Source organism: Pseudomonas sp. GW821-FHT09C09 (assembly GCF_059418105.1).
Map to the genome: position 1 here is coordinate 37,915 of NZ_JBWKPF010000001.1, position 26,497 is coordinate 64,411.

A 26,497-nucleotide genomic window follows, 5' to 3' on the forward strand; every position below is an offset into this window, starting at 1 on the left:
TTATGCGTCGCGCCCTGCTCTTCGCTTGCGCTCTGCTCGCCCTGCCTTTCGCCCAGGCGGCAGACCTTCAACCGTTCTCCGCCAGCTACACCGCCGACTGGAAACAGTTGCCCATGAGCGGTACCGCCGAACGCAGCCTGACCAAGGAAGCCAACGGCGTCTGGAAGCTCAGCTTCAAGGCTTCGATGATGATCGCCAGCCTGTCCGAGGAAAGCACCCTGACCCTGGACAAGGACACCCTGCTTCCACAGTCTTACCACTTCGAACGTGGTGGCCTGGGCAAGGCGAAAAAGGCTGATCTGGACTTCGACTGGAACAACAAACTGGTGACCGGCACCGACCGTGGCGACGCGGTCAAAGTCCCGCTGAACCGTGGCATGGTCGACAAGTCCACCTACCAGCTGGCGCTGCAGCATGATGTCGCCTCCGGCAAAAAGACCATGAGCTATCAGGTGGTCGATGGCGGCGATGTCGATACCTATGACTTCCGCGTCCTGGGTACCGAGAAAGTAGAGACCAAGGCCGGCAAGATCGACGCGATCAAGGTCGAGCGCGTGCGTGATCCGACACAAAGCAAGCGCACCACTGTCATGTGGTTCGCCAAAGACTGGGATTACCTGCTGGTCCGTCTGCAACAGGTCGAGACCGACGGCAAGGAATACAACATCATGCTCCAGGACGGCACGGTCAACGGCAAGACAGTCAAAGGCAGTTGATTCAACGAAAAGCCCCGCAAACGCGGGGCTTTTTTTCGCCTTCGATTCGAGGCTCAGCGCACCAGAAAGCCCAGGATCACTTCGGTGACGTGGGACAGACGCTCATTGAGCGCCTTGGGCGTCACCAGATCGCGACCATGAATGGTCGACAGCGTGTGCTGATTGGCCAGATAGAAATAGGTCAGCCCGACCAGGGTGAAATACAGCTGAACCGGATCGACCCCTCCGCGAAAAACACCCTCGACACGCCCCTGCTCCAGAATCCGCCCGAGATTGTCCACCAGCGGAGACGCCAGCTCCGGCAAACGACTCGACCCCGCCAGGTGCCGCGCCCGGTGCAGGTTTTCATTGTTTACCAGCGCCATGAATTCCGGATGGTCGTTGTAGAAACGCCACGAGAACTCGATCAACCGGCGAATCGCATCCATCGGCGGCAACGCCTCCAGATCGAGTTCACGCTCGGCCTGACGCAACTGCAGATAACCTTCCTCCAGCACACACAGGAACAGCTCTTCCTTGTTGGCGTAGTAGTAATAGATCAGTCGCTTGTCGACGCCGGCACGCTCGGCGATCTCCTCAAAACGCGCGCCCTCCAGCCCCTGCTCGGCAAATACGCCACGGGCAGCCTCGAGGATTGTTTGCTGGGAGCGCTTGGCATTGCGTGAACGCTTGGTTTGCGTCACTTCATTGATAGAGTCGGTCATGGGCGAGTCGGTGGCCGAAATCCTGTGGAGTGAAGCCTTGGAGAATACCCGAAGTCCGCAGCGGCGGTGGAGGCCAAATCCCTGGCCACCCCCTCACAGCCCGGACGGGCCTCAGTCAACGCCTTCCAGAAACACACCCCGTGGTTTCACTTGTGGCTCGTCGCGCGGCGTGTCTCGCCCCAGGTCTTGCATGTCCACATCAAAGGTTTCCCTGGCGCTCCATGTCGCCAGAGCCGCAATTGCACAGGCCAGTAACGTCAGACAGGCCGCCGGCAGCCAGGGACGATGGATCGAGGTCATGAACGCCGCCGCGATGATCGGAGCGAACCCCGACAATGCAAAACCGACCTGAGTGCCGATCGCCATGCCCGACAGCCGCACGCGGGTACTGAACATCTCACCGAAGAACGCCGGCCAGATGCCGTTCGCCGCACTGAAGCAGATCCCGGACATCAGAACGCCAAGCACAAACATCAGCGGCAAATTGTGCTGCTCGATCGACCACAGGTAAGGAAACATCAGCAAACCGCTGGCCAGCACTCCGAACAGATAGACCGGCCGGCGCCCGATCAGGTCGGCAAGCATTGCCCACAGCGGAATGGCGAACAGAGCCACGATATTGGTCATGATCGTCAACCAGAGCATGGTGCTGCGCTCGACACCCGCAATGTTCACCGCATACGACAGGGAAAAGATCCCGAACACGGTACTGACCGTGGACACCATGGCTGCCAGCGCCACCCGCACCACATCACTGCGATAGTCGGCAAACAGGGTTTTCAAGGGCATCCGGGCTGTCTGATTGCGCTCACGCTCCTCCTGAAACACTGGCGTTTCCTCGATGTTGCGACGGATCAGAAAACCCACGACCAACACCACCACGCTCAACCAGAATGGTATGCGCCAGCCCCAGGACAGCAACTGCTCCTCCGGCATCGCCGAAATCGGCAGAAACACCAGGGTCGCCAGGATCAGCCCGGCCTGGGTGCCGCTCAAGGTGAAGCTGGTGAAGAACGCCCGTTGTCGCGACGGTGCATGTTCGAGGGTCATCGAGTTGGCCCCCGCCTGCTCCCCTGATGCCGAGAAGCCCTGACACAGGCGCAGGATCACCAGCATGATCGGCGCCGCGATCCCGATACTGTCGTAGCTTGGCAGGCACCCGACCAGAAAGGTCGAAATACCCATCAACAGCAGGGTCAGCACCAGCACCCGCTTGCGTCCGAAGCGGTCGCCCAGATGCCCCAGAAACAAGGCACCCACCGGGCGCGCGATGTAACCCACGCCAAAGGTGGCCAAGGCCAGAAGAACGCCGGTGGCCGGCTCCGACGCCGGGAAGAAAACCTTGCCGAACACCAGCGCCGCCGCCGTGCCGTAGATGAAAAAGTCGTAGTACTCCATCGCACTGCCAATCCAGCCCGCCAATGCTGCCTTGCCCGGCGTTTTTTTGGTTTTTGTTGCCTGGGTATTCATTGCTACCTCCGCTACCGCTTTATCGACTGCCCGACGGCTGCCGGGAAAAACCGGCGCCGTGGATGCCTTGTTGTTTTTGTTGTTGAGTCTGGTGCGAGCCCGCAAGGCGCACCTGTGCGTCGATCGTCAGGTCAGTGGATGAAACCCTCCCCTTATGATCCGGCGTCTGGTCGTGATCGCGTACATCAGTGACAAACGGCGGGTGCCTCATCCAGATCACCCCAGGCGTCCAGCTCCAGGCTGACGAGCAGTGCCCGCGTCTTCTCCAGCATTCGCCTGGCTCGTTCCACTGCCGGCCATTGAGCGGCGAGACTGCGCATGGGCACCTCCAGGCTCAGCGGGATCTGACGCGGCATCGCCCTGAGCAGACGTTGCAGGTCCAGACCGCCATCCCCAGGCATCAACCGCTCGGCCCGCGCCTGATGCAGCAAGGTGTTCAGATCGACCGGACGCTGTGCCGGCGCGTCGCAAAGCTGCATCAACCGAAAGTACTGCGGTGGCAGCTCGGCAAGCGCCTCGACGCGGTCGCCGGCCCGGTCGAAGTGGATCGGATCGATCAGAATCCCCGCATTGGCACAATCCGCCGCCTCGATCAGACGCGCCGCCGCCGCCACACTGCCGACCGCCACCCAGGGTGTCGGCTCCAGGTTTGCGCTGATGCCATAGCCAGCCGCCATTTCGCAAAAACCGCCGAACAGATCGGTCATTTGCGAAAAATCCGCGACTTGCCCGGACACCACGGCATTTCGCGCACCGAGCAGCGCTCCGGTTTCCAGAGCTGCACGAAACGTCTTGAGATCCGTGGTCGGCTGCAGGCGGAACAGCTCGATGTCCGACACCACGATCCCGGTGTCGCGCAACCGGCGCGCGGTATCCCGGATCAACGCTGTATCGCCGACTGAATCCCACTGGGGTTCCTGATCCGTCGCCGGGATCAGGCGCAGCCCGACGCAGTCGTAACCGGCCACCGCCGCGCACTCGACCATTTCCACCGGCGACAGCTCGAGGTGCGACAGCGGCGCCAGGCCGATCAGGCGCCCCATGATGTCCCTCCTTCCAGGCGTACGACGGCACCGGTGCGAGCGGCGGCATGCACAGCGAGCGTCGCTTCAAGGGTGCGGAAGCCATCCTCGGCGGAGCAAACCGGGCGCTCGTTGCCGGCGATGACCGCACAAAAGTGGCGCATCTGTTCGGCATACGGGCAGCCGATATGTGGAACGGAGCGCTCCATGGTGATCGCGTCATGCCAGCCCTTTTGGCCGTGATAGCGCCACAGTTCCAGTCGCGGCAAGGTGAGCGACCCTTCGGTGCCCGAGAAGAAGTGCGAATTGACGTCATCCTGACGCGGGAAACGCTCGGCTTCGCCCGCCGACAGATCCCAGTTCCATGGCGCCGCCGTGGCATCGGAGACCGATACGGTGCCCAGCGCGCCGTTGCGAAAACGCAGCAGCACCGCCGCAGTGTCCTCTACCTCGAAGCGCCGGACTTTGCTGGACGTGATGGCTTGCAGGCTCTCGATCTCGCCGAACAGAAAGCGCAGCAGGTCGATGTCATGAATCAGGTTGATCAGCACCGGCCCGCCACCGGCCTGCCGGCGCCACGCAGTCTCGAAGTAGTCGTCCGGCTTGAGCCAGGTGCACAACGCCGTCACGCTGACCGGTCGCCCCAGCAACCCGGCATCCACGATCGATTTGGCATGCCGCATGATCGGGTTGTAGCGCCGCTGATGGCCGACCAGTGCGGGTACGCCGTGGGCGGCGGAGGCCGCGCAGATGCGCCGGGCGTTTACCAGTGTGTCGGCGATCGGTTTCTCGACCAGCACCGCCACCTTTCGCTCAAGGCAATCAACCGCCACATCGGCATGGGTGACGTTGGGCGTCGCCACCACTACGCCACGCGGTTTTGCCACTTGCAGCATGGCGTCGTAATGCTCGAACCACGGCACGCCAAGAGAAGCTGCCAGTGTCTGTGCGGCAGGTGTGGGATCGGCAATGCCGACCAGCTCCACGTTTTCCTGGGCCATGGCACGTTCGATGTGGGTCTTGCCAATCAAGCCTGCGCCAATGACGCCGATCGGGATCTTGTTCACGTTGTTTCCTTCATCGGGGAATGTCATATGCCGCTTTATTCACCAATACGTGAAATAAAGCTGATAACTCATCAACAATTGACGAGAAATGACAGACTATTTCCCTCAAAAAGGAATTTCAAATAATTATCTAGCCAGTTAAAAAATGAAAAAATGGAGTATTTTCAGCAATTTGCTGATTTTTTATTCCTATAACTTATTGATTAATTATTTTATAAAATAAAATCGAATAATTTAATTCACAATAAGGTGAAAAAACACGATCTGTCATTCGAAATGAAAAACGCCCGATGCAAGCATCGGGCGTCTGGTCAGACAGGCATGAAATCCACAGAAATCGAGCAACGGTCAGACCGAAAACTTGGCCACCATGTTGTTCAGATCCACCGCCAGCCGTGACAATTCCTGACTCGCGGCACTGGTCTGATTGGCCCCCGCCGAGGTCTGCATCGCCAGATCGCGGATGTTCATCAGGTTGCGATCCACTTCCCGCGCCACGGCAGCCTGCTCTTCCGAAGCGCTGGCGATCACCAGATTGCGTTCGTTGATCAAGGTGAATGCGGAAGCGATTTCCTCCAGCGCCACGCCCGCCGCTTTCGCCAGCTCCAGCGTCGAGCGCGCACGAACATTACTTTGCTGCATCGAACTGACCGCCGAATCGGTGCCCTGCTGTATGCCGCCGATCATCTGCTCGATTTCCTGGGTCGACTGCTGGGTACGGTGGGCCAATGCCCGCACCTCGTCGGCCACCACCGCGAAGCCGCGCCCGGCATCACCGGCGCGGGCCGCTTCGATCGCCGCGTTCAACGCAAGGAGATTCGTCTGCTCGGCAATCGAACGGATCACTTCCAGCACTTTGCTGATGCTGTAGACCTTCTGCGCCAGATCCTCAACCTGCGTGGCGTTGGCGGTAACGTCATCCGCCAACAACTCGATGGACGACACGGTCTGCTGCACTTGCTCACGGCCATGCTGGGCAATGCGGTCCGACTCCCGTGATGCCTCGGAAGTCGCCACGGCGTTGCTGGCGACCTCTTCAACGGCGGCGGTCATCTGATTGACCGCGGTGGCGGCCTGCTCGATTTCCAGGCTCTGCTGATGCAACCCGCGCGTCGCATCTTCGGTGACGCAGCTCAGCTCTTCCGAGGCCGAGGCCAATTGGCTGGACGATTCCGAAATCTGCCGGATGGTGTCGCGCAGGCTGTGTTGCATGCTCTTGAGCGCATGCAGCAGCCGCGCCGGCTCATCTTTGCCGATGATGCTGATATCACCGGTCAGATCGCCGCCGGCCACCACTTCGGCGACCCCCAGCGATTGCGAGAGCGGTACCACGATGCTGCGGGTCAGCAGTAGCGCCAGGCCAATGGTGATCAGCGCCGTGATGCCGATCATTACCCCGACCCAGACCCGCGAATTGATGAACACCAGTCGTGCGGCCTCGGTGGCGAGGTTGGCATTGTGTTTGTTCAACTCGACCAGTTCTTTGAGGGTCGCGGCGATGTCGTCGGCCAACGGGTTCATCTGGGTATTGAGAATACTTGCCGCGTCTTCCACCTTCCCCTGGGCAGACAACGTCATCACCTGAGCCTGCAACTCCAGATACTTGTGCTCCGCGACTTTGAAGCGATCAAACAACGCTCGCTCTTCGGGCAGCACGATCAATATGTCGTAACGTTGCTGAGCTTCGCTCAACACACTGCGCAGCTCATTGAGCTTGGGGACATTCTGATCGAGAGCCTGCGGATCGCGATTGAGCAACAGACGCATGGTCAGGGCGCGCAGACGCAGCATGTCCTGACTCATTTCGCCTACCGCCATCACGCTGGGTAGCCAGTTCTTGTCGACCTCGTCGGACTGGGCCCGCATGTTCGACATCTGCAGCAGGGCGAATGCCCCGAGGGCAAACACCATCAGCGCCAACAGACCGAAGCCCAGCCCGGCACGGGGGGCAATATTGAGACTGCGGATACTCATTGCTCTGGTTCCTTCCAAAAGCGCTGCATCAACCCTGCAGCTGGCTGCTTTAGAAGGTATCGGCCCGGCGAAAATTTGCGTAAGACCAAAAGGTGATATCAAAAGGCCTTAATACTTCAAACCCTCGGCATTAACGATTCAGCGACGCTTTTGCCGGACTTGAGCGCTGTTCGCCGCAAGATCAACGGCAAGTTACCTGAAAACCTTGAAGCAGGTCGGCAGACGAAACACCAGCACAAGTATTCCTCAACTCACCGGCATAACCTGACGCCCTGCCGCACGCCGGCAAGAAAGTGGAACGCGCCCTTGCGGGAATGCTCTATACCTGCAAGGTCTTATTTGATCGAATGACTTTTCCTACTGCTTGCGAGGTTCACATGACCGTTACCGTCAATACCGTGTCCGCCGAAGGTTTCCGTCACACCGTACAGATCGATGAGCACGAACTGTTTACCGATGTCCCGACCACGGCTGGCGGCGAAGGCTCCGCGCCTGAACCCCACGATTATTTCGACGCCGCCCTCGGCGCCTGCAAGGCCCTGACCCTGAAGCTGTATGCCAAGAAAAAAGACATCCCGCTCACGGGCGTCGGCGTAGAGGTGAAACGCGACAACAGCCAGGAACAGAAAGGCAAATACGCCCTGCACGTCACCCTGACACTCAAAGGCGTGCTCACCGATGCCCAGCGTGAAGAACTGCTGCGTGTCGCCGACCGCTGCCCGATTCACAAACTGATGACCACCAGCGAAGTCACCATCGAAACCCACGCCCCACAAGGCTTCGATAGCCAGTAATCACCACGATGACACCGGCGGGTTATGCTCCACGCATCACCCGCCCAGCCTGGAATGGACCATGGACACCCAACCCCTGATCATCCGCCCGCGTGCCGAAGACGTCGAAGGCCAGCCGATCCTGCGTCCGCTGCCGTCAGCCAAATGCCGCAGCGTCGGGCCTTTCGTGTTTTTCGATCACATGCTTGAAACGCTTTATCCCGCAGGCAAAGGGATGAACATCCGACAGCATCCGCACATCGGTCTGTCGACGCTGACCTATCTGTTTGAAGGACAGATCCAGCACAAGGACAGCCTCGGCTCGGATCAGGTGGTCAATGCTGGCGATGTCAGCTGGATGACCGCGGGCACGGCAATCGCTCACGTCGAGCGCACCCCCGAACCGCTTTGGGAACAAAGCTTCAAGATGCACGGGCTGCAGATCTGGCTTGCCTCGCCCAAGGATCACGAGCAAGGTCCGGGACATTACAGCCATCACCCGGCATCGACGCTGCCGGTCAGCGATAACCTCGGCGTGCAGATCCGCATGATTGCCGGGTCAGGCTTTTGCCTGGAATCGCCGGTGCCGGTACTTTCTCCGACGCTGTATGCCGAACTGAAGATGCAGACTGCAACCACCCTGCTGATCCCCACCGAACATGAGGAGCGGGCGCTGTATGTGTTGAGTGGTGATGTGCAATTGAATGGGGAAACCGTGGAGCCCCACGATCTGGTGGTGTTGCCGGCCGGGGAAGAGATGAGCCTGTTCGCCGAAAGCGACAGTCATGCCGTGCTGTTTGGTGGCGCGCCACTGGATGGGCCACGGCGGATCAACTGGAATTTCGTCGCGAGCGATCCGGCGGCTATCGATGAGGCCCGGCGCAAATGGGCGGCCGGGGAATGGCCGACGGTGCCGGGGGAAGTCGAACGGATTGAATTGCCGAAATCCCGTAGCGAGCCGACACCGCTGTAAACGAACACTCCCACGCCAGGCGTGGGAGTGCTTTCAACCGAATCAGCCTTTGAACACTTCTTCCAGCAAGTCATGCATCGACTTGAACGCCCGCGCAGCGGTCTTCGCGTCGTACATCATCTTGCCCGGCACATTGGCGTGCGGATCGGTGAACGAGTGCACCGCGCCGCCGTAGCTCAGCAACTGCCAGTCCACGCCAGCCGCGTTCATTTCGTCTTCGAATGCCGGCAGTTGCTCTTTCGGCACCAGCGGATCGGAAGCGCCGTGCAGCACCAGCACCGAGCCCTTGATGTTCTTCGCGTCCGCCGGGTTCGGCGAATCCAGTGTGCCGTGGAACGACACGGCAGCCTTGACCGCTGCACCGGTACGGGCCAGATCCAGCGCACAGCAACCGCCGAAGCAGAAACCGAACACCGCCAGTTTCGAGGTATCGACGGCGGCTTCGCCCTGCTTCTGCAATTGTTCGAACGCAGCCTGCATACGCTTGCGCAACAGTGCACGGTCATTCTTCAGCGGCATCATCGCCGCCCCCGCCTGATCGCCATTCTGCGGACGCACGGCTTGCCCGTACACGTCGGCGATCAACACCACATAACCCTTGGCCGCCACGGATTTGGCGATCTCTTCCGCGCCAGCGCTGACGCCCATCCAGTTCGGTGCCATCAACAGGCCCGGACGCGCACTTTTGTGCTCGGCGTCGAACGCCAGACGACCTTCATAAGGCTGGCCGTCAATCTGATAGACCACGGAACGTACAGTGACTTGGCTCATTTCTGACTCCTGATGGGTTGAATACCAGAATGAAAAAACCCGCCGAAGCGGGTTTTTCTACATTTCGATCAAGCCGACAGCTCAACCAGCAGCTTGTTCAGACGGCTCACGTATGCGGCCGGATCTTTCAAGCTGTCGCCAGCCGCCAGAGCGGCCTGGTCGAAGAGGATGTGCGACAGGTCGCCAAAACGCTCTTCGCTGGTCTCGTTGTCGAGCTTCGCGATCAACGGGTGGCTCGGGTTGAATTCGAAGATCGGCTTCGAATCCGGCACCTTCTGCCCGCTGGCCTCGAGGATCTGACGCATTTGCAGACCCAGGTCCTGCTCGCCGATGGCCAGAATGGCCGGCGAATCGGTCAGGCGATGGGAAACGCGGACTTCGGCAACGGACTCGCCCAGCGCGGTTTTCAGGCGCTCGACCAGACCTTCCTTCGACTTGGCGACTTCTTCTGCGGCCTTCTTGTCCTCTTCCGAATCCAGGTTGCCCAAGTCCAGGTCACCGCGCGCGACGTCGACAAAGCTCTTGCCGTCGAACTCGCTCAGGTAGCTCATCAGCCACTCGTCGATGCGGTCGGTCAGCAGCAGCACTTCGATGCCTTTCTTGCGGAAGACTTCCAGGTGCGGGCTGTTCTTGACCTGCGCGTAGGTTTCGCCGGTGAGGTAGTAGATCTTGTCCTGACCTTCCTTGGCGCGAGCCAGGTAGTCGGCCAGACCGACGATCTGCTCGCCGTCGCCTTCGGTGGTCGATGCGAAACGCAGCAGACCGGCAATTTTTTCCTTGTTGGCGAAATCTTCTGCCGGGCCTTCTTTCATGACCTGACCGAAGTTTTTCCAGAAGCCCTTGTATTGCTCAGGCTCGTTTTTCGCCAGTTTTTCCAGCATGTCCAGCACGCGCTTGGTCAGCGCCGACTTCATCGAGTCGATGATCGGGTCTTTCTGCAGGATTTCCCGCGACACGTTCAGCGACAGGTCGTTGGAATCGACCACGCCCTTGATGAAGCGCAGGTACAGCGGCAGGAACGATTCGGCCTGATCCATCACGAACACGCGCTGCACGTACAGCTTCAGGCCTTTTGGCGCTTCACGCTGGTACAGATCGAACGGGGCACGGGCCGGTACGTACAGCAGCGAGCTGTACTCGAGCTTGCCTTCGACCTTGTTGTGGCTCCACGACAGCGGATTTTCGAAGTCATGGGCGATGTGTTTGTAGAACTCCTGGTATTCCTCATCCTTCACTTCGGTGCGAGGACGGGTCCACAGGGCGCTGGCGCGGTTGACGGTTTCCCATTCAACCTCTGGCTTCTCTTCGCCTTCGGCAGCGGCCACTTCTTTCGGCAGCTCGATCGGCAGCGCGATGTGGTCGGAGTACTTTTTGATGATGTTACGCAGACGCCAGCCATCGGCGAACTCGTCTTCACCGGATTTCAGGTGCAGGACGATACGGGTGCCGCGCTCCGGTTTGTCGATGGTGGCGACTTCGAACTCGCCCTCGCCTTTCGAAGACCAGTGCACGCCTTCGCTGGCAGGGGAGCCGGCGCGACGGCTGTACACGTCAACCTGATCGGCAACGATGAAAGCGGAATAGAAACCCACGCCGAACTGACCGATCAGGTGCGAGTCCTTCTTCTGGTCGCCCGACAGGTTTTTCATGAAGTCGGCGGTGCCGGATTTGGCGATGGTACCCAGGTGGGTGATCACATCGTCACGGTTCATGCCGATGCCGTTGTCTTCGAGGGTGACGGTCTTGGCGTCCTTGTCGAAGCTCACACGGATTTTCAGTTCAGCGCCACCTTCGAGCAACTCAGGCTTGGCCAGGGCTTCGAAGCGCAATTTGTCGACGGCGTCGGAGGCGTTCGAGATCAATTCGCGAAGGAAGATTTCCTTGTTGGAATACAGCGAATGGATCATGAGGTGCAGCAGTTGCTTCACCTCGGTCTGGAAGCCCAGGGTTTCCTTTTGAGTTTCCACACTCATGGTCATCAAACTCCAATCAGATGGCATTGGCCGCGACCCAGGTGGTCTGCGGCGGGTTGTTCACTGAGTTGGGGGCGGTGTTCAGGATTTCAAGGGCTCGTCGATTTTGAAGTGGGCGCGGGCAGTGGCAATCGGTTCACTTTCGGTGCTTTGCCAGGCCGTGACCGCGACGTTGGCCACCCGCCGTCCCTGGCGGCAGACCTGACACCGGGCCCAGGTATCGCGGAACTGCCCGGCCCGCAGGTAATCGAGGGAGAAATCGATGATCTTCGGCACACCGGGCGCACCGGTGAAAATCAGCAGGTGTAGCGCAGCGGACAGCTCCATGAACCCGGCAATCACCCCGCCGTGGATCGCCGGCAATAAAGGGTTACCAATGTTGTCCTTGTTCGCCGGCAGCTTGAACAGCAGGTCATCCCCGACTCGAGCGCATTCGACTCCGATCAGCCCGGCATAGGGAATCAACGCCAGCAGCGGCGCGTAGTCACCCTTCTCATGGGCTTCTTGCAGTTGCTGCTTGAAGTCATCGCTCATGGGTTTTCTCCCTTGATCGCGCCACCAAAGCCCTTGGTACCTTTGAGCCCCTTGCCCATGCGCATGAATGTTCCGACGACATGGGCAATGGGATGTTCGGGATCGTCCTGATAGGCGAAGCCACGGGCGAAGATAACGTCGGTGGTGACCCGGTAGCACTGGGCGAAACCGTAGACGTCCTTGTGCGGTTCGGCGGCGTGCATATAGTCGATGCGTAAATCCAGGGTCGGGCAGACTTCGAATTCCGGTAAAACACACAAGGTGGCCATGCCGCACGCGGTGTCCATCAGCGACGTGATCGCCCCGCCGTGGACCACGCCGGTCAGCGGGTTGCCAACGATTTGTGCGCTGTACGGCAAGACCACCGTCAGGCCTTCGCTGCTGGCGCTGTGCACTTTCAAACCCAGCACCTGACAGTGGCGCAGGGCCGAGAGAAAGCGGGTCGCACGCTCAAAAACAGGGTTTTCGGCCATTTGATCATTACTCTTGTTAGTCACTGTTCCCGGTAGTGGAAAGAACAGCAAAAGTTCCATTGCAAAACAAACTTATATATCTGTGAGAAATGAGGAACTTAAACCTTGGGGCTGCGCTCTTAAGGCCAGTAGTTATTTTCCATAAGGAGAAACACCCCATGCGTAAGACTTTAGCTATTGCCTTGATGTTGACCGCTTCCCTCGGTCTCGCTGCCTGCGATAAAAAATCCGAGGACAAAGCTCAAGATGCCAATCAACATGCTGAACAAGCTCAGCAGAAAATGAATGAAGCTCAGGATAAAGTGAACGACGCGGCGAAAGAAAACGCCGAAGCCGCCAAAGATCAGGCCGAATCGAACGCTGCAGCGCAAGAAGAAGCTGCCAAGAAGCAATAAGCCGCTTCTCGATGCCCAAAAAGAAAACCCGCCAAGTGCGGGTTTTCTTTTGCCTGTCATTTTTTGGTAATTCCTTGTTAGAGCAATGCGGTTTTAAAAGTCGGACTAATCATCAGCAACAATGAACACACTAATCCGACCAGCCACACCAGACTGCGCAGCTTGGGAATATCGGCCAGGTAGAACCAAAGATAGAGAATCCGTGCGATCACAAAGATGATCGCCAACGTATCGATCAACCATCCCGCCGTTTGCGTGGTATGCGCCATCAGCACACCCACGGCAAACAGGATGAATGCTTCAATGCTGTTCTGATGTGCCGCCAGTGCCCGGGCGCCGTAACCGGTGAGTTGCGCCTGTTGCTGACGCGGCAGGTGATTGTTGTAACCGCCCTGCTCTTTCATGGCCTTGCCCACGGGCATGCGCGCCACGTAAATCAACAACGCACTGATAAACACACACCAGAACGGAATACTCATCAAGCAGCCTCTTTGATCGTTTCGGGCAACGGCGCCTCTGTAGGGGTATAGACCATTACATCGAGCACGTCGGAATGAAACTCGCGGCGATACAACACCAGCACCACCCCCGCACTCATCAGCATGAACAGCCACGGGCTGACGAACCACGCCAGCATGCTCATGCCGAAGTAATAGGAGCGCAGACCGAAGTTGAACTGGTTGGCCGCCATCGAAATCACCCGCGCCGCCCGGGACGCGAACGCCTTGCGCTCCTGCTCGGACACCTGACGCTCACCGATCATCGGCGCCGAGCCCACCAGAACCGCCGCAAAGTTGTACTGACGCATGCACCAACTGAACGTGAAGAACGCATAGACAAACACCAGCGCCAGGCACAGCAACTTGATCTCCGACATGCCCTGAGAGGCCTGCTGCACCATCGGAATGTCCGCCAGCAACGATACCGCACGCTCCGAAGCACCGAGCACAGTCAGGATGCCGGCCAGGATGATCAGTGTGCTGGAAGCGAAGAACGAGGCGTTGCGCTCGAGGTTGCCGATCACGCTGGCATCGGCGATGCGGTTGTCACGCAGCAGCATGCGGCGCATCCAGTCTTCGCGGTACAGGTGCAACACGCTGGCCAGGCACGCCGTGTCACGGGCCTTCCAGGTGGCATAACGGGTGTAACCGCCCCAGCAGATGACGAACCAGAGCGCGGCAAGCAAGTGGATCAGGTTGGCTTGGATGAACGACATGCAAATTCCTGTGTGGAAGATTTCGGCTCCCCTTCGACGTTAGCCGAAAGGAAAAGACACTGCCTGACGCCCATAAAAAATGCCCCGTATCGATTGATACGGGGCATTTCTGTTTAATCGCTCAAGCCCGCTTGTGACGGGCCGGCAATCTTAAGCCAGGGCTTCGGCGCGCTTGCCCAGCAGGCGGTCACAAACCACTGCGACCACCAGGGTCATCACGCATGGCACCAGCCACGCCAGGCCTTGCTCGCTCAGCGGCAGGTGGGACAGTTGCGATGGCATCCAGTCAGCCAGACCGGCACCTTTCAACGCATCGATGGTGCCGAACACGAACGACACCAGCATCACCGGGCCCATGATGCGGCTCTGCTCATGCCAGAACGCGGCACAGAAGCTCAGGGCCACCAGCACGATGCACGGCGGGTAGATCGCGGTCAGCACCGGGATCGAGAACGCGATCAGCTTGGTCAGGCCCAGGTTGGACACCAGCAGCGAAAACGCCGCGAGGATGATGACCAGCGTCTTGTAGGACAGCGGCACGATACGGCTGAAGTATTCGGCGCAGGCACAGGTCAGGCCGACCGCCGTCACCAGACACGCCAGAGAAATCAGCACCGCAAGGAAACCGCTGCCCAGCGAACCGAAGGTATGTTGCACGTAAGCGTGCAGCACCGCTGCGCCGTTGGTTGCCCCTGCGGCCACTTCATGGCTGCCGGACCCCAGACGGAACAGGCTGACATATACCAGCGCCAGACCGACGCCGGCGATCAGCCCGGCGATGATCGCGTAACGGGTGATCAGCGCCGGCGATTCAACGCCACGGGAACGGATCGCGTTGACGATGACGATGCCGAACACCAGGGCGCCCAGGGTATCCATGGTCAGGTAACCATTGATGAACCCCTGGGAGAACGGTGCAGCGACGTATTCCGGAGTGGCCACGCCGATGTCACCGGCCGGCAGCGCGAATGCAGCGATACCGAGCACCGCCAGGGCGATGATCTTCAGCGGCGCGAGGAAACGCCCTACGGTATCCAGCAGACGGCCCGGATAAAGCGAGATGAAGAACACCAGCAGGAAATACACCGAGCTGTAGAGGAACAGCGCCAGCGGGCTTTCGCCGGTCAGCGGCGCCAGACCCACTTCAAAGGACACGGTCGCGGTACGCGGCGTGGCGAACAACGGGCCGACCGCCAGATAGCACGCGGCTGCCAGCACACCACCGGCAATCTTGCCGATCGGCGTGCTCAGCGCATCCATCGCTCCGCCGACCTTTGCCAGCGCGACAACGGTGATCACTGGCAGACCGACCGCCGTGATCAGGAAGCCCAGCGCCGCCATCCAGACGTTGGGTCCGGACTGCAAACCGACGATAGGCGGGAAGATGATGTTGCCGGCCCCGACGAACAGGGCGAATGTCATAAAGCCAAGTGCCAGGATGTCCTGACCTTTCAAAACTTTCATTAAGGAAATACCACACTACTGAATCGGAATTTAGAGGGGGATTTCCCTGTGGGGTTAGGGAAATGCTGTCAATCCGTATAAGACTGACCCGTTTAGCGCGTTGCATGCCTTGTGGGCGGCAGACGCAAAAATGGCTGCTAGCCTAACGAATTTGTCTGACAAACGCACTGTTTGAGGGCGAACTATCCGATACGCGACGTGTCTGTGTCGCGTTTTTGCATGTAATTGGGCAGGTGCCTATAAATCGCCATCGTCAAACCGAACATCAGAAACGACAAAGGCCACCCGAAGGTGGCCTTTGTTGCTGGAGCTGAAAAGTCAGCCGAAGCTTACTTCTTCACTTCCCAGCCAGTCAGCTCGGCCAGGGCCTTGCCGATGTCTGCCAGCGAACGCACGGTTTTCACGCCTGCGTCTTGCAGAGCAGCGAATTTCTCGTCTGCAGTGCCTTTGCCGCCGGAGATGATTGCGCCAGCATGGCCCATGCGCTTGCCCGGAGGAGCAGTCACACCAGCGATGTAGGAAACAACCGGCTTGGTCACGTTGGCCTTGATGTAAGCAGCCGCTTCTTCTTCAGCCGAACCGCCGATCTCGCCGATCATTACGATCGCTTCGGTCTTCGGGTCTTCCTGGAACAGCTTCAAGATGTCGATGAAGTTCGAACCCGGGATCGGGTCACCGCCGATGCCGACGCAAGTCGACTGACCGAAACCGGCGTCAGTGGTCTGCTTCACAGCTTCGTAGGTCAGGGTGCCGGAACGGGAAACGATACCGACCTTGCCTGGCAAGTGGATGTGACCTGGCATGATGCCGATCTTGCACTCGCCCGGAGTGATCACGCCTGGGCAGTTAGGGCCGATCAGGGTAACACCCAGCTCGTCGCACTTAACTTTCGCGTCCAGCATGTCCAGGGTAGGAATGCCTTCGGTGATGCAGACGATCAGCTTGATGCCGCCGAATGCTGCTTCCAGGATCGAGTCCTTGCAGAAAGGAGCCGGAACGTAGATCACGCTGGCGGTGGCGCCAGTGGCTTCTACAGCTTCTTTCACGGTGTTGAACACAGGCAGGTTCAGGTGAGTGGTGCCACCTTTGCCTGGAGTCACGCCGCCAACCATTTTGGTGCCGTAGGCAATGGCTTGTTCGGAGTGGAAAGTACCCTGCGCGCCGGTGAAGCCCTGGCAGATTACTTTGGTGTCTTTATTGATCAGGACGCTCATTACTTGCCCTCCGCAGCTTTAACGACTTGTTGAGCAGCGTCGGTCAGGCTGGTAGCAGCGATGATGTTCAAACCGCTTTCTGCCAGTACTTTAGCGCCCAGTTCAGCGTTGTTGCCTTCAAGACGAACAACAACCGGGATTTTCACGCCGACTTCTTTCACTGCACCGATGATGCCTTCGGCAATCATGTCGCAACGAACGATGCCGCCGAAGATGTTAACCAGTACTGCAGCGACATTGCTGTCGGACAGAATGATCTTGAAAGCTTCGGTAACGCGTTCTTTGGTAGCACCACCACCTACGTCGAGGAAGTTGGCTGGCTTGCCGCCGTGCAGGTTGACGATGTCCATGGTACCCATGGCCAGGCCGGCACCGTTCACCATGCAGCCGATGTTGCCTTCCAGCGCTACGTAGTTCAGTTCGAACTTGGCAGCGTGCGCTTCGCGCGGATCGTCCTGGGACGGATCGTGGAAAGTCTTCAGCTTAGGCTGACGGTACATTGCGTTGGCGTCGATGTTGATCTTGGCGTCCAGGCAGTGCAGATCGCCGTCAGCCTTGATCACCAGCGGGTTCACTTCCAGCAGAGCCAGGTCGTGATCCTTGAACAGCTTGGCCAGACCTACGAAGATCTTGGCGAACTGAGCAACCTGCTTGCCTTCCAGACCCAGCTGGAATGCCAGCTCGCGACCCTGGAACGGCTGAGCGCCAACCAGTGGATCGATAGTGGCTTTCAGAATTTTTTCTGGAGTGTCGTGAGCGATTTTCTCGATGTCCACGCCACCTTCGGTGGAGGCCATGAACACGATGCGACGGCTCGAACGGTCAACGACAGCGCCCAGGTACAGCTCTTTAGCGATATCAGTGCACGATTCAACCAGGATCTTGGTGACTGGCTGGCCATTGGCATCAGTCTGGTAAGTCACCAGACGCTTGCCCAGCCACTGCTGTGCGAAGGCTTTGGCGTCTTCTTTGCTGCGAACCAGCTTGACGCCGCCCGCTTTACCGCGACCACCGGCGTGAACCTGGGCTTTGACAACCCACTCGTTGCCGCCGATTTTGTCGCAAGCTTCTGCTGCTGCTTCCGGGGTGTCTACTGCGAAACCAGTGGAAACTGGCAGGCCGTATTCAGCGAACAGCTGCTTACCCTGATACTCGTGAAGATTCATGCTTTTTACCGTCTTCGTTAGGTACTGCGCATTCGGCGCTGCGCTCTTGATGAGTGCCGCGCCACCTGTGACTGCTGCTTGCGTAGCCTTTCCGGATACCCGGTGCAGCTACGCAAGGCTGCGTCCAGCGGACATTCCGCGGTGAGTCTTGCACGCAAGGCTCACGACGGGCCGTACCGCCGTGGTTTCTTATTGTGTCTTAACGCTTCTTGCGGTTGGCAATGTGGATGGCGCCGCCATTCACTGCCAGAGCTGCTTCGTGCAAGGCTTCGGACAGGGTCGGATGGGAGAAAACCATCATGCCCAGGTCTTCAGCGCTGGTGCCGAATTCCATACCGATCGCGCCCTGCTGAACCAGTTCTGCAGCGCTCGGGCCAATCACGTGCACGCCCAATACGCGGTCAGTCTTGGCATCGGCGATGACCTTGACGAAACCACCGGTATCGTTGGCGGCCATGGCACGGCCGGATGCTGCGAACGGGAAGGTGCCGACGTTAACTTCAACGCCTTCAGCTTTCAAGGCCTGCTCGGTTTTACCAACCCATGCGATTTCCGGGTGAGTATAAATAACCGAAGGGATCAGGTCATAGTTCATCTGGGCCTTGTGGCCCTTGATGCGCTCGACAACCATGATGCCCTCTTCCGAGGCTTTGTGAGCCAGCATCATGCCGCGAACCACGTCACCGATGGCGTAAACGCCCGGTACGGTGGTGGCGCAGTGATCGTCAACGTGCACGAAACCGCGCTCGTCCAGGGTCACGCCGCTGTCGGCAGCCAGCAGATCAGTGGTCACCGGACGGCGACCAACGGCTACGATCAGCTTGTCGAAAGTGATGGTCTGTTCGCCGTTGGCATCGGTGTAGTTCACAACGACTTCGTCGCCGTTCACTTTCGAACCGGTTACGCGAGCGCCCAGCTTGATGTCCAGACCCTGTTTGGTCAGGGTTTTCAGCGCTTCCTTGGAAACAGCGGTGTCCGCTGCCATCAGGAAGGTGTCCAGGGCTTCCAGGACAGTCACTTCTGCACCCAGACGCGACCATACCGAACCCAGTTCCAGACCGATCACGCCAGCGCCGATCACGCCCAGACGCTTAGGTACGGATTGGAATTCCAGAGCGCCAGTCGAATCGACGATGACTTTCTGATCGACCGGAGCCGGTGGAATGTCGATCGGACGCGAACCTGGAGCCAGGATCACGTTTTCGGCTTCGATGACTTCAACCGAGCCGTCCGGCTTGGTGACTTCGACTTTCTTGCCGGCCAGCAGTTTGCCGTGGCCCTGGATCGAAGTAACGCCGTTGGCCTTGAACAGGGTGGCAACGCCGCCGGTCAGGTTCTTGACGATGCCGGCCTTGCGGCCAACCATCGCAGCGACGTCCATTTTGACTTCGCCGGTCGAGATACCGTGAACGTTGAAGCTTTCTTTGGCTTCCTTGTATTTCCAGGAGCTGTCCAGCAGCGCCTTGGACGGAATGCAGCCTACGTTCAGGCAGGTGCCGCCCAGGGCTTGCTTGCCTTCAGCATCGGTGTACTTCTCGATGCAGGCAGTGCTCAGACCGAGTTGCGCGGCCTTGATGGCAGCTACGTAGCCGCCAGGGCCGGCACCGATCACTACTACGTCAAATTTCTGCGACATTCAAAAAATCCTCTTTAGCGAAAAGCTTCAAGCCGCAAGCTGCAAGCCAGACTGCCGTCTCCGGCAGCCTGAAACCTGCAGCTCATGGCTGCTTCTATCAGATATCCAGCAACAGACGAGCCGGATCTTCCAGCAGGTTCTTGATGGTCACCAGGAAAGTCACAGCTTCTTTGCCATCAATCAGACGGTGATCGTAGGACAGTGCCAGGTACATCATCGGACGGATAACGACCTGACCGTTGATGGCCATCGGACGCTGGATGATGTTGTGCATGCCCAGAATCGCTGCCTGCGGCGGGTTGACGATCGGGGTCGACATCATCGAACCGAAGGTACCACCGTTGGTGATGGTGAAGGTACCGCCGGTCATCTCGTCCATCGACAGTTTGCCGTCACGGGCCTTCTTGCCGAAGGTGGCGATGCCGCCTTCGATTTCAGCCAGGCTCATGTGTTCGGCGTTACGCAGAACCGGAACTACCAGGCCACGGTCGCTGGAAACAGCAACGCCGATGTCGGCATAACCGTGGTAAACGATGTCGTTGCCGTCGATCGAAGCGTTGACCGCCGGGAAGCGTTTCAGCGCTTCGGTGGCAGCCTTCACGAAGAACGACATGAAGCCCAGGCGTACGCCGTTGTGGGACTTCTCGAACAGGTCCTTGTACTTCGAACGCAGGGCCATGACTTCGGTCATGTCGACTTCGTTGAAAGTAGTCAGCATTGCCATGTTCGACTGGGCTTCAACCAGACGCTTGGCAACGGTGGCACGAACGCGGGTCATCGGAACGCGCTTCTCGATGCGGTCGCCAGCGGCGAACACAGGAGCGGCAGCGGCCGGAGCAGCAGCTTTCGGTGCAGCAGCCGGAGCGGATTTCTTCGCTTCAACAGCGGCAACCACGTCTTCCTTGGTCACACGGCCGTCTTTGCCGGTGCCTTTTACGGAAGCCAGGTTGATGCCGTTTTCTTCGGCCAGCTTGCGAGCGGCCGGAGCAGCGATCGCATCTTCGTCAGCGCCGGCAGCAGCCGGGGCAGCGGCAGCAGCGGCCGGAGCAGCAGCGGCAGCCGGAGCAGCGGCAGCAGCGCCGCCTTCAACGATGGAGCCCAGCACTTCGTCGGACAGGACGGTGTCGCCCTCGCCCTTGACGATTGCGCCCAGCACGCCGTCGGCGGTGGCCAGCACTTCCAGAACGACCTTGTCGGTTTCGATGTCGACGATCAGTTCGTCACGCTTGACGGCGTCGCCCGGTTGTTTGTGCCAGGTGGCAACGGTGCCATCGGCAACCGATTCCGGGAAAGTGGGGGCTTTGATCTCGATAGCCATTGTCTGTGGTTCCTTAAATTCGGTTTCAGGTGCGCGAAGGCGTTAAACGGTAAACGCGTCTTGCAGCAGTTTTTCCTGCTGCTCGGCGTGCATCGATGCGTAACCACATGCAGGTGCAGCAGAAGCCTCACGGCCCGCGTACTCGAGTACGAGAGATTTGTTGAGGTTGCTGATGCTGCGACGCAGGTGGTGCTGGCTGCAGTACCAGGCGCCCTGGTTCATCGGCTCTTCCTGGCACCAGACAGCCGCTTTGGCGTTGGTGTAAGGAGCCAGGACTTCTTTCAAGTCGTCCTCAGGGAATGGGTACAGCTGCTCGATACGCACGATGGCGATATCTTCGCGGCCTTCGGCACGGCGTTTTTCCAGCAGGTCGTAGTAGACCTTGCCGCTGCACAGAACCACGCGCTCGACCTTTTTCGGGTCCAGTGCATCGATTTCCGGGATAACGGTCTGGAACGAACCTTCGGCCAGATCTTCCAGCGTCGAGATTGCCAGTTTGTGACGCAGCAGCGACTTCGGAGTCAGGACTACCAGCGGCTTGCGCAGCGGGCGGATCACCTGACGACGCAGCAAGTGGTAGATCTGCGCCGGAGTCGTCGGCATGCACACCTGAATGTTGTGCTCGGCGCACAGCTGCAGGTAACGTTCAAGACGTGCCGAGCTGTGCTCAGGGCCCTGGCCTTCGTAGCCGTGCGGCAGCAGCATGGTCAGACCGCAGAGACGGCCCCACTTGTGCTCGCCGCTGGTGATGAACTGGTCGATCACGACCTGTGCACCGTTGGCGAAGTCGCCGAACTGGGCTTCCCAGATCACCAGCGCGTTCGGCGTGGTGGTCGAGTAACCGTATTCGAACGCCAGAACCGCTTCTTCCGACAGGAACGAGTCGTACAGGTCGAAGCGTGGCTGACCTTCGTACAGGTGTTTCAGCGGAATGTAGGTGCCGGCATCTTTCTGGTTGTGCAGAACAGCGTGACGGTGCGAGAACGTACCGCGGCCGATGTCCTGACCAGTCATGCGGATCGGGTGACCTTCGAACGCCAGGGTCGCGTACGCCATGGTTTCGGCGTAACCCCAGTTGATCGGCAGGCCGCCGGCTTGCATCTTCTGACGGTCTTCGTAGATCTTCGCGACCTGACGCTGAACCACGAAGCCTTCCGGAATTTCCAGCAGCTTGGCGGACAGTTCCTGCAGGGTCTTCAGATCGAAGCGAGTGTCGTGACGCGCAGTCCAGGCGTGGCCCAGATACGGACGCCAGTCCACGAACAGCTCTTTGTTCGGCTCTTTGACCAGCGATTTCACTACGTGCAGACCGTTGTCCAGCGCGTTGCGGTATTCATCGACTTTCGCCTGAACACGCTCTGCATCCAGCACACCGCCCTGGGTCAGACGATCAGCGTACAGCTCACGGGTGGTGCGCTGCTTGGTGATCTGCTGATACATCAACGGCTGGGTGCCGCTTGGCTCGTCGGCCTCGTTGTGGCCGCGACGACGGTAGCAGACCAGATCGATCACCACGTCACGCTTGAACTGCATGCGGTAGTCGATGGCCAGTTGGGTCACGAACAGTACGGCTTCCGGATCATCGCCATTCACATGGAGGATCGGCGCCTGGATCATCTTCGCAACGTCGGTGGCGTACTCGGTGGAACGCGAGTCCAGCGGGTTGCTGATGGTGAAACCGACCTGGTTGTTGATCACGATGTGCACGGTACCGCCGGTCTTGAAACCGCGGGTCTGCGACATCTGGAAGGTTTCCATCACCACGCCCTGACCTGCGAATGCAGCGTCACCGTGGATGGAGATCGGCAATACCTTCTCGCCGGTCGCGTCGTTGCGACGGTCCTGACGGGCACGTACCGAACCTTCGACCACCGGGGAAACGATTTCCAGGTGGGACGGGTTGAACGCCATGGCCAGGTGAACTTCACCGCCGGCGGTCATCACGTTGGACGAGAAGCCCTGGTGGTATTTAACGTCACCGGAACCCAGCTCGACCTTCTTCTTGCCTTCGAACTCGTCGAACAACTCGCGCGGGTTCTTGCCGAAGGTGTTGACCAGCACGTTCAGACGGCCACGGTGGGCCATGCCGATGACGACTTCCTTGGTACCGTAGGAACCGGAACGCTGGATCAGTTCGTCGAGCATCGGAATCAGGCTTTCGCCGCCTTCCAGACCGAAACGCTTGGTGCCCGGGTATTTGGTGCCCAGGTATTTTTCCAGACCTTCACCGGCCGTCACGCGCTCGAGCAGGTGGCTCTTGATGTCGGCGGAGTATTCCGGACGGCCGCGTACGCTTTCCAGACGCTGCTGGAACCACTGGCGCTGCTCGGAATCGGTGATGTGCGTAAATTCAGCGCCGATGGTGCGGCAATATGTCTGCTGCAACGCTTCGTGAATTTCGCGTAGGCTCGCTTCCTCTTTGCCGATGAACAGGTCGCCGGCACGGAAGGTCGTATCAAGATCGGCATTGGTCAAGCCGTAATGATTGATCGACAGGTCTGCAGGTGCAGGACGCTGCCACAGCCCCAGCGGGTCAAGCTGGGCTGCCTGGTGGCCACGCATACGGTAGGCCTGGATCAATCGCAGCACTTCAACTTGCTTCTTCTCGTGCTCACTGCTCACGCTGCCGGCGGAAACCGGTTGGGCGCGGCGCTGGTTCTTCGCCAGCAGCACGAAATGATCGCGAATTGTGGAGTGCGAAACATCGGTGGCAGAGCCGCCGTCGGCGGGCAGCTTCTGAAAGTAGGTGCGCCACTCTTCTGGCACAGCGTTAGGGTCGTGCAGGTAGAGCTCATAAAGCTCTTCCACATAGGCAGCGTTTCCACCTGAAAGGTAGGCGCTGTTCCACATGCGCTGCATCACGCTTTCTTGCATGCTTGGTCACCCTCGGTTAGGGGAACACCATCGGTGTCGACACCGAGCAAACTTGCAGAAGTCCGAATGCAGCGACCAAAACAAGCCACTTAGGATCACACTGATAGTCCGGGTACCAGCCCGGATGCCCCTGCTTGTCTCATTTCTTCAAAATAAGAGCCGCAGCTTATGGCTGTTGCTCTGGTTATAGCCAGGGCGCGGGTTGAAGCCCGCGCCTTGACCTGTACGGTGCAGCGATGCCGCTTTTTACAGCGGCAGTTACAGCTTCTGAATCACACGCCGCTCGAAAGCAGCATGTTACGGATGTGACCGATGGCCTTAGTCGGGTTCAGGCCTTTCGGACATACGTTGACGCAGTTCATGATGCCCCGGCAGCGGAAGACGCTGAACGGGTCATCGAGGGACGCCAGACGCTCGGACGTCTTGGTGTCACGGCTGTCTGCCAGGAAGCGGTACGCTTGCAGCAGGGCAGCCGGACCCAGGAATTTGTCCGGGTTCCACCAGAAGGACGGGCAAGAGGTCGAGCAGCAGGCGCACAGGATGCACTCGTACAGACCGTCGAGCTTTTCACGCTCTTCAGGGGACTGCAGACGCTCGATGGCCGGAGCCGGCGTGTCGTTCTGCAGGAATGGCTTAACCTTCTCGTATTGCTTGTAGAAGATGCTCATATCGACGACCAGGTCACGGATAACCGGCAAACCTGGCAGAGGACGGATGACCAGCTTGTTACCTTTGACGACAGCGGACAGCGGCGTGATGCACGCCAGGCCGTTCTTGCCGTTGATGTTCATGCCGTCGGAGCCGCAAACACCTTCACGGCAGGAGCGACGATAGGAGAAACCTTCGTCCTGCTCTTTGATCAGGGCCAGCACGTCCAGCACCATCAGGTCTTTACCACCGGTATCGACCTGGAATTCCTGCATGAACGGCGCAGCGTCCTGATCAGGGTTGTAACGATAAACACTGACTTTCAACATGGCGGTCACCCTTAATAAGTCCGGACTTTTGGTTCGAAAGTCGGAACAGTCTTCGGCGAGAAGTTCACGGCACGCTTGGCGACACGTTTCTCACCCGGGAAGTACAGGGTGTGGCACAGCCAGTTTTCGTCGTCACGGTCTTCGAAGTCTTCACGGGCGTGAGCACCGCGGGACTCTTTACGTACTTCGGCAGCAATGGCGGTAGCTTCAGCCACTTCCAGCAGGTTTTGCAGTTCCAGCGCTTCGATACGTGCAGTGTTGAACGCCTGCGACTTATCGTTGATCTTCACGTTGGCGATGCGCTTGCGCAGATCGGCCAGCTGGGCAATACCCTTCTGCATGTATTCGCCGGTACGGAATACACCGAAGTAGTTCTGCATGCAGCTTTGCAGCTCGCGACGCAGGGTAGCGACGTCTTCGCCGTCGGTACGGTTGTTCAGCGCGCTCAGGCGTGCTAGGGCAGCCTCGATGTTGGCTTCGGTGGCGTCATCGTATTCGATGCCGTCAGTCAGAGCTTTTTCGAGGTGCAGGCCGGCAGCGCGACCGAAGACCACCAGGTCGAGCAGCGAGTTGCCGCCCAGACGGTTGGCGCCGTGAACCGATACGCAAGCCACTTCACCTACGGCGAACAGACCAGGAATGATCTGATCCACGCCTTCGGCGTTCTGGGTGATCGCCTGGCCGTGAATGTTGGTGGCAACGCCGCCCATCATGTAGTGGCAGGTCGGAACAACCGGAACCGGAGCAACCACCGGGTCAACGTGTGCGAAAGTCTTCGACAGTTCGCAGATGCCTGGCAGACGGCTGTGCAGCACTTCCTCGCCCAGGTGGTCGAGTTTGAGCATTACGTGGTCGCCATTCGGACCGCAACCGTTGCCGGCGATGATTTCCTTAACCATCGAGCGGGCAACCACGTCACGACCGGCAAGGTCTTTGGCGTTCGGAGCATAACGCTCCATGAAACGCTCGCCGTGCTTGTTGATCAGGTAACCACCTTCACCACGGCAACCTTCGGTAACCAGTACACCGGCGCCGGCGATGCCGGTCGGGTGGAACTGCCACATTTCAATGTCTTGTACCGGTACGCCAGCACGCAGAGCCATGCCGACGCCGTCACCGGTGTTGATCAGGGCGTTGGTGGTGGACGCGTAGATACGACCTGCACCGCCGGTCGCCAGCACGGTAGCCTTGGCGCGGATGTAGGTGGTTTCACCGGTTTCGATGCAGATGGCGATCACACCGACGAAGTCGCCTGCGTCGTTCTTGACCAGATCGACAGCGTAGTACTCGTTCAGGAACGTGGTACCGGCTTTCAGGTTGCCCTGATAAAGGGTGTGCAGCAGCGCGTGACCGGTACGGTCGGAAGCGGCGCAGGTACGGGCAGCCTGCCCGCCTTTACCGTAATCCTTCGACTGACCGCCGAACGGACGCTGGTAGATACGGCCGGTTTCGGTACGCGAGAACGGCAGACCCATGTGGTCCAGCTCGAAAACGGCAGCCGGGCCTTCCTGACACATGTATTCGATAGCGTCCTGGTCACCGATGTAGTCGGAACCCTTGACGGTATCGTACATGTGCCAGCGCCAGTCATCGTTCGGGTCGGCCGACGCGATGGCGCAGGTGATGCCGCCCTGGGCGGATACAGTGTGCGAACGGGTCGGGAAGACCTTGGTGATCACGGCAGTCTTGTGACCACCCTGTGCCAGCTGCAGCGCAGCGCGCATGCCGGCACCGCCGCCACCAATGATGATGGCGTCGAAAGAAATCGTTGGAATGTTAGCCATGAA

General features: G+C 59.1%; 23 protein-coding genes. 4 read left to right on the forward strand and 19 right to left on the reverse strand.

What is annotated here, in order from left to right; translation table 11 throughout:
- Nucleotides 1-2: 2 nt before the first annotated feature.
- Nucleotides 3-716: a DUF3108 domain-containing protein gene (locus AC07NR_RS00205; protein WP_085710569.1), complete on the forward strand. Its 714-nt coding sequence runs from the start codon at nt 3-5 to the stop codon at nt 714-716.
- A 53-nt stretch (nt 717-769) separates the two neighbouring features.
- Here the strand turns inward: AC07NR_RS00205 and AC07NR_RS00210 are convergent, their stop codons facing one another.
- From AC07NR_RS00210 to AC07NR_RS00230, 5 genes are all read right to left on the reverse strand, one after another.
- Complete coding sequence (locus AC07NR_RS00210) at nt 770-1,420, reverse strand: TetR/AcrR family transcriptional regulator (protein ID WP_114881947.1); 651 nt, start codon at nt 1,418-1,420, stop codon at nt 770-772.
- A 111-nt stretch (nt 1,421-1,531) separates the two neighbouring features.
- A complete protein-coding gene (locus AC07NR_RS00215) occupies nt 1,532-2,890 on the reverse strand; it encodes an MFS transporter (RefSeq protein ID WP_495077571.1) in 1,359 nt (452 codons plus the stop codon).
- Nucleotides 2,891-3,075: 185 nt separating this feature from the next.
- Nucleotides 3,076-3,933 (reverse strand): sugar phosphate isomerase/epimerase family protein, encoded by an 858-nt coding sequence (locus AC07NR_RS00220; protein WP_248737916.1) that lies wholly within the window; start codon nt 3,931-3,933, stop codon nt 3,076-3,078.
- Complete coding sequence (locus AC07NR_RS00225; RefSeq protein ID WP_248737917.1) at nt 3,921-4,979, reverse strand: Gfo/Idh/MocA family protein; 1,059 nt, start codon at nt 4,977-4,979, stop codon at nt 3,921-3,923. The genes AC07NR_RS00220 and AC07NR_RS00225 overlap by 13 nt, the downstream gene beginning before the upstream one ends.
- A gap of 348 nt (nt 4,980-5,327) precedes the next feature.
- The gene (locus tag AC07NR_RS00230; protein ID WP_495077572.1) at nt 5,328-6,953 is read right to left on the reverse strand and encodes a methyl-accepting chemotaxis protein; all 1,626 of its coding nucleotides are present in this window, start codon (nt 6,951-6,953) and stop codon (nt 5,328-5,330) included.
- A gap of 377 nt (nt 6,954-7,330) precedes the next feature.
- Between AC07NR_RS00230 and AC07NR_RS00235 the strand changes: the two genes are divergently transcribed.
- Both AC07NR_RS00235 and AC07NR_RS00240 read left to right on the forward strand, forming a co-directional pair.
- The gene (locus AC07NR_RS00235; RefSeq protein ID WP_065260454.1) at nt 7,331-7,747 is read left to right on the forward strand and encodes an OsmC family protein; all 417 of its coding nucleotides are present in this window, start codon (nt 7,331-7,333) and stop codon (nt 7,745-7,747) included.
- A 61-nt stretch (nt 7,748-7,808) separates the two neighbouring features.
- The gene (locus AC07NR_RS00240; protein ID WP_248737919.1) at nt 7,809-8,699 is read left to right on the forward strand and encodes a pirin family protein; all 891 of its coding nucleotides are present in this window, start codon (nt 7,809-7,811) and stop codon (nt 8,697-8,699) included.
- Between the two features lie 42 nt (nt 8,700-8,741).
- Here AC07NR_RS00240 and AC07NR_RS00245 read toward each other — a convergent pair whose 3' ends face one another.
- From AC07NR_RS00245 to AC07NR_RS00260, 4 genes are all read right to left on the reverse strand, one after another.
- Nucleotides 8,742-9,470 (reverse strand): dienelactone hydrolase family protein, encoded by a 729-nt coding sequence (locus AC07NR_RS00245; RefSeq protein ID WP_495077573.1) that lies wholly within the window; start codon nt 9,468-9,470, stop codon nt 8,742-8,744.
- 68 nt (nt 9,471-9,538) lie between these two features.
- Nucleotides 9,539-11,443 carry a molecular chaperone HtpG gene (gene htpG / locus AC07NR_RS00250; protein WP_305834636.1) on the reverse strand — a complete coding sequence of 635 codons (1,905 nt, stop codon included), beginning with the start codon at nt 11,441-11,443 and terminating at the stop codon, nt 9,539-9,541.
- A gap of 81 nt (nt 11,444-11,524) precedes the next feature.
- The gene (locus tag AC07NR_RS00255) at nt 11,525-11,977 is read right to left on the reverse strand and encodes a PaaI family thioesterase (protein WP_085710558.1); all 453 of its coding nucleotides are present in this window, start codon (nt 11,975-11,977) and stop codon (nt 11,525-11,527) included.
- Nucleotides 11,974-12,450 (reverse strand): PaaI family thioesterase, encoded by a 477-nt coding sequence (locus AC07NR_RS00260; RefSeq protein ID WP_085732282.1) that lies wholly within the window; start codon nt 12,448-12,450, stop codon nt 11,974-11,976. The genes AC07NR_RS00255 and AC07NR_RS00260 overlap by 4 nt, the downstream gene beginning before the upstream one ends.
- 158 nt (nt 12,451-12,608) lie before the next feature.
- Between AC07NR_RS00260 and AC07NR_RS00265 the strand changes: the two genes are divergently transcribed.
- Entirely contained in the window at nt 12,609-12,845 is a 237-nt protein-coding gene (locus AC07NR_RS00265) for a hypothetical protein (RefSeq protein WP_011333123.1), read from the forward strand.
- 77 nt (nt 12,846-12,922) lie between these two features.
- Here AC07NR_RS00265 and AC07NR_RS00270 read toward each other — a convergent pair whose 3' ends face one another.
- From AC07NR_RS00270 to sdhA, 10 genes are all read right to left on the reverse strand, one after another.
- Complete coding sequence (locus tag AC07NR_RS00270) at nt 12,923-13,324, reverse strand: MAPEG family protein (RefSeq protein ID WP_248737923.1); 402 nt, start codon at nt 13,322-13,324, stop codon at nt 12,923-12,925.
- Nucleotides 13,324-14,061 carry a DUF599 domain-containing protein gene (locus tag AC07NR_RS00275; protein ID WP_085710553.1) on the reverse strand — a complete coding sequence of 246 codons (738 nt, stop codon included), beginning with the start codon at nt 14,059-14,061 and terminating at the stop codon, nt 13,324-13,326. The genes AC07NR_RS00270 and AC07NR_RS00275 overlap by 1 nt, the downstream gene beginning before the upstream one ends.
- Before the next feature lie 150 nt (nt 14,062-14,211).
- Nucleotides 14,212-15,525 (reverse strand): branched-chain amino acid transport system II carrier protein, encoded by a 1,314-nt coding sequence (brnQ, locus tag AC07NR_RS00280; protein ID WP_085710552.1) that lies wholly within the window; start codon nt 15,523-15,525, stop codon nt 14,212-14,214.
- A 329-nt stretch (nt 15,526-15,854) separates the two neighbouring features.
- A complete protein-coding gene (gene sucD / locus AC07NR_RS00285) occupies nt 15,855-16,739 on the reverse strand; it encodes a succinate--CoA ligase subunit alpha (RefSeq protein ID WP_011333119.1) in 885 nt (294 codons plus the stop codon).
- Nucleotides 16,739-17,905, reverse strand: a complete 1,167-nt coding sequence (gene sucC, locus AC07NR_RS00290) for an ADP-forming succinate--CoA ligase subunit beta (RefSeq protein ID WP_007959029.1) — start codon at nt 17,903-17,905, stop codon at nt 16,739-16,741. Before sucC ends, sucD begins: the two co-directional genes overlap by 1 nt.
- A gap of 199 nt (nt 17,906-18,104) precedes the next feature.
- Entirely contained in the window at nt 18,105-19,541 is a 1,437-nt protein-coding gene (lpdA, locus tag AC07NR_RS00295; protein ID WP_011333117.1) for a dihydrolipoyl dehydrogenase, read from the reverse strand.
- A gap of 97 nt (nt 19,542-19,638) precedes the next feature.
- Nucleotides 19,639-20,859 carry a 2-oxoglutarate dehydrogenase complex dihydrolipoyllysine-residue succinyltransferase gene (gene odhB, locus AC07NR_RS00300; protein WP_114881938.1) on the reverse strand — a complete coding sequence of 407 codons (1,221 nt, stop codon included), beginning with the start codon at nt 20,857-20,859 and terminating at the stop codon, nt 19,639-19,641.
- A gap of 42 nt (nt 20,860-20,901) precedes the next feature.
- Nucleotides 20,902-23,733, reverse strand: a complete 2,832-nt coding sequence (locus AC07NR_RS00305; protein WP_085710549.1) for a 2-oxoglutarate dehydrogenase E1 component — start codon at nt 23,731-23,733, stop codon at nt 20,902-20,904.
- 272 nt (nt 23,734-24,005) lie between these two features.
- Nucleotides 24,006-24,710 carry a succinate dehydrogenase iron-sulfur subunit gene (locus tag AC07NR_RS00310; protein WP_065260469.1) on the reverse strand — a complete coding sequence of 235 codons (705 nt, stop codon included), beginning with the start codon at nt 24,708-24,710 and terminating at the stop codon, nt 24,006-24,008.
- Between the two features lie 11 nt (nt 24,711-24,721).
- Entirely contained in the window at nt 24,722-26,494 is a 1,773-nt protein-coding gene (gene sdhA, locus AC07NR_RS00315; RefSeq protein ID WP_085710547.1) for a succinate dehydrogenase flavoprotein subunit, read from the reverse strand.
- Between the last annotated feature and the right edge of the window lie 3 nt (nt 26,495-26,497).

What these genes read in the sequence shown, in the direction of transcription:
- AC07NR_RS00205 (WP_085710569.1), top strand. Translation starts at nt 3, where the DNA reads ATGCGTCGCGCCCTGCTCTTCGCTTGCGCTCTGCTCGCCCTGCCTTTC.
- AC07NR_RS00210 (WP_114881947.1), bottom strand. Translation starts at nt 1,420, where the DNA reads ATGACCGACTCTATCAATGAAGTGACGCAAACCAAGCGTTCACGCAAT.
- AC07NR_RS00215 (WP_495077571.1), bottom strand. Translation starts at nt 2,890, where the DNA reads ATGAATACCCAGGCAACAAAAACCAAAAAAACGCCGGGCAAGGCAGCA.
- AC07NR_RS00220 (WP_248737916.1), bottom strand. Translation starts at nt 3,933, where the DNA reads ATGGGGCGCCTGATCGGCCTGGCGCCGCTGTCGCACCTCGAGCTGTCG.
- AC07NR_RS00230 (WP_495077572.1), bottom strand. Translation starts at nt 6,953, where the DNA reads ATGAGTATCCGCAGTCTCAATATTGCCCCCCGTGCCGGGCTGGGCTTC.
- AC07NR_RS00235 (WP_065260454.1), top strand. Translation starts at nt 7,331, where the DNA reads ATGACCGTTACCGTCAATACCGTGTCCGCCGAAGGTTTCCGTCACACC.
- AC07NR_RS00240 (WP_248737919.1), top strand. Translation starts at nt 7,809, where the DNA reads ATGGACACCCAACCCCTGATCATCCGCCCGCGTGCCGAAGACGTCGAA.
- AC07NR_RS00245 (WP_495077573.1), bottom strand. Translation starts at nt 9,470, where the DNA reads ATGAGCCAAGTCACTGTACGTTCCGTGGTCTATCAGATTGACGGCCAG.
- htpG (WP_305834636.1), bottom strand. Translation starts at nt 11,443, where the DNA reads ATGAGTGTGGAAACTCAAAAGGAAACCCTGGGCTTCCAGACCGAGGTG.
- AC07NR_RS00255 (WP_085710558.1), bottom strand. Translation starts at nt 11,977, where the DNA reads ATGAGCGATGACTTCAAGCAGCAACTGCAAGAAGCCCATGAGAAGGGT.
- AC07NR_RS00260 (WP_085732282.1), bottom strand. Translation starts at nt 12,450, where the DNA reads ATGGCCGAAAACCCTGTTTTTGAGCGTGCGACCCGCTTTCTCTCGGCC.
- AC07NR_RS00265 (WP_011333123.1), top strand. Translation starts at nt 12,609, where the DNA reads ATGCGTAAGACTTTAGCTATTGCCTTGATGTTGACCGCTTCCCTCGGT.
- AC07NR_RS00270 (WP_248737923.1), bottom strand. Translation starts at nt 13,324, where the DNA reads ATGAGTATTCCGTTCTGGTGTGTGTTTATCAGTGCGTTGTTGATTTAC.
- AC07NR_RS00275 (WP_085710553.1), bottom strand. Translation starts at nt 14,061, where the DNA reads ATGTCGTTCATCCAAGCCAACCTGATCCACTTGCTTGCCGCGCTCTGG.
- brnQ (WP_085710552.1), bottom strand. Translation starts at nt 15,525, where the DNA reads ATGAAAGTTTTGAAAGGTCAGGACATCCTGGCACTTGGCTTTATGACA.
- sucD (WP_011333119.1), bottom strand. Translation starts at nt 16,739, where the DNA reads ATGAGCGTCCTGATCAATAAAGACACCAAAGTAATCTGCCAGGGCTTC.
- sucC (WP_007959029.1), bottom strand. Translation starts at nt 17,905, where the DNA reads ATGAATCTTCACGAGTATCAGGGTAAGCAGCTGTTCGCTGAATACGGC.
- lpdA (WP_011333117.1), bottom strand. Translation starts at nt 19,541, where the DNA reads ATGTCGCAGAAATTTGACGTAGTAGTGATCGGTGCCGGCCCTGGCGGC.
- odhB (WP_114881938.1), bottom strand. Translation starts at nt 20,859, where the DNA reads ATGGCTATCGAGATCAAAGCCCCCACTTTCCCGGAATCGGTTGCCGAT.
- AC07NR_RS00305 (WP_085710549.1), bottom strand. Translation starts at nt 23,733, where the DNA reads ATGCAAGAAAGCGTGATGCAGCGCATGTGGAACAGCGCCTACCTTTCA.
- AC07NR_RS00310 (WP_065260469.1), bottom strand. Translation starts at nt 24,710, where the DNA reads ATGTTGAAAGTCAGTGTTTATCGTTACAACCCTGATCAGGACGCTGCG.
- sdhA (WP_085710547.1), bottom strand. Translation starts at nt 26,494, where the DNA reads ATGGCTAACATTCCAACGATTTCTTTCGACGCCATCATCATTGGTGGC.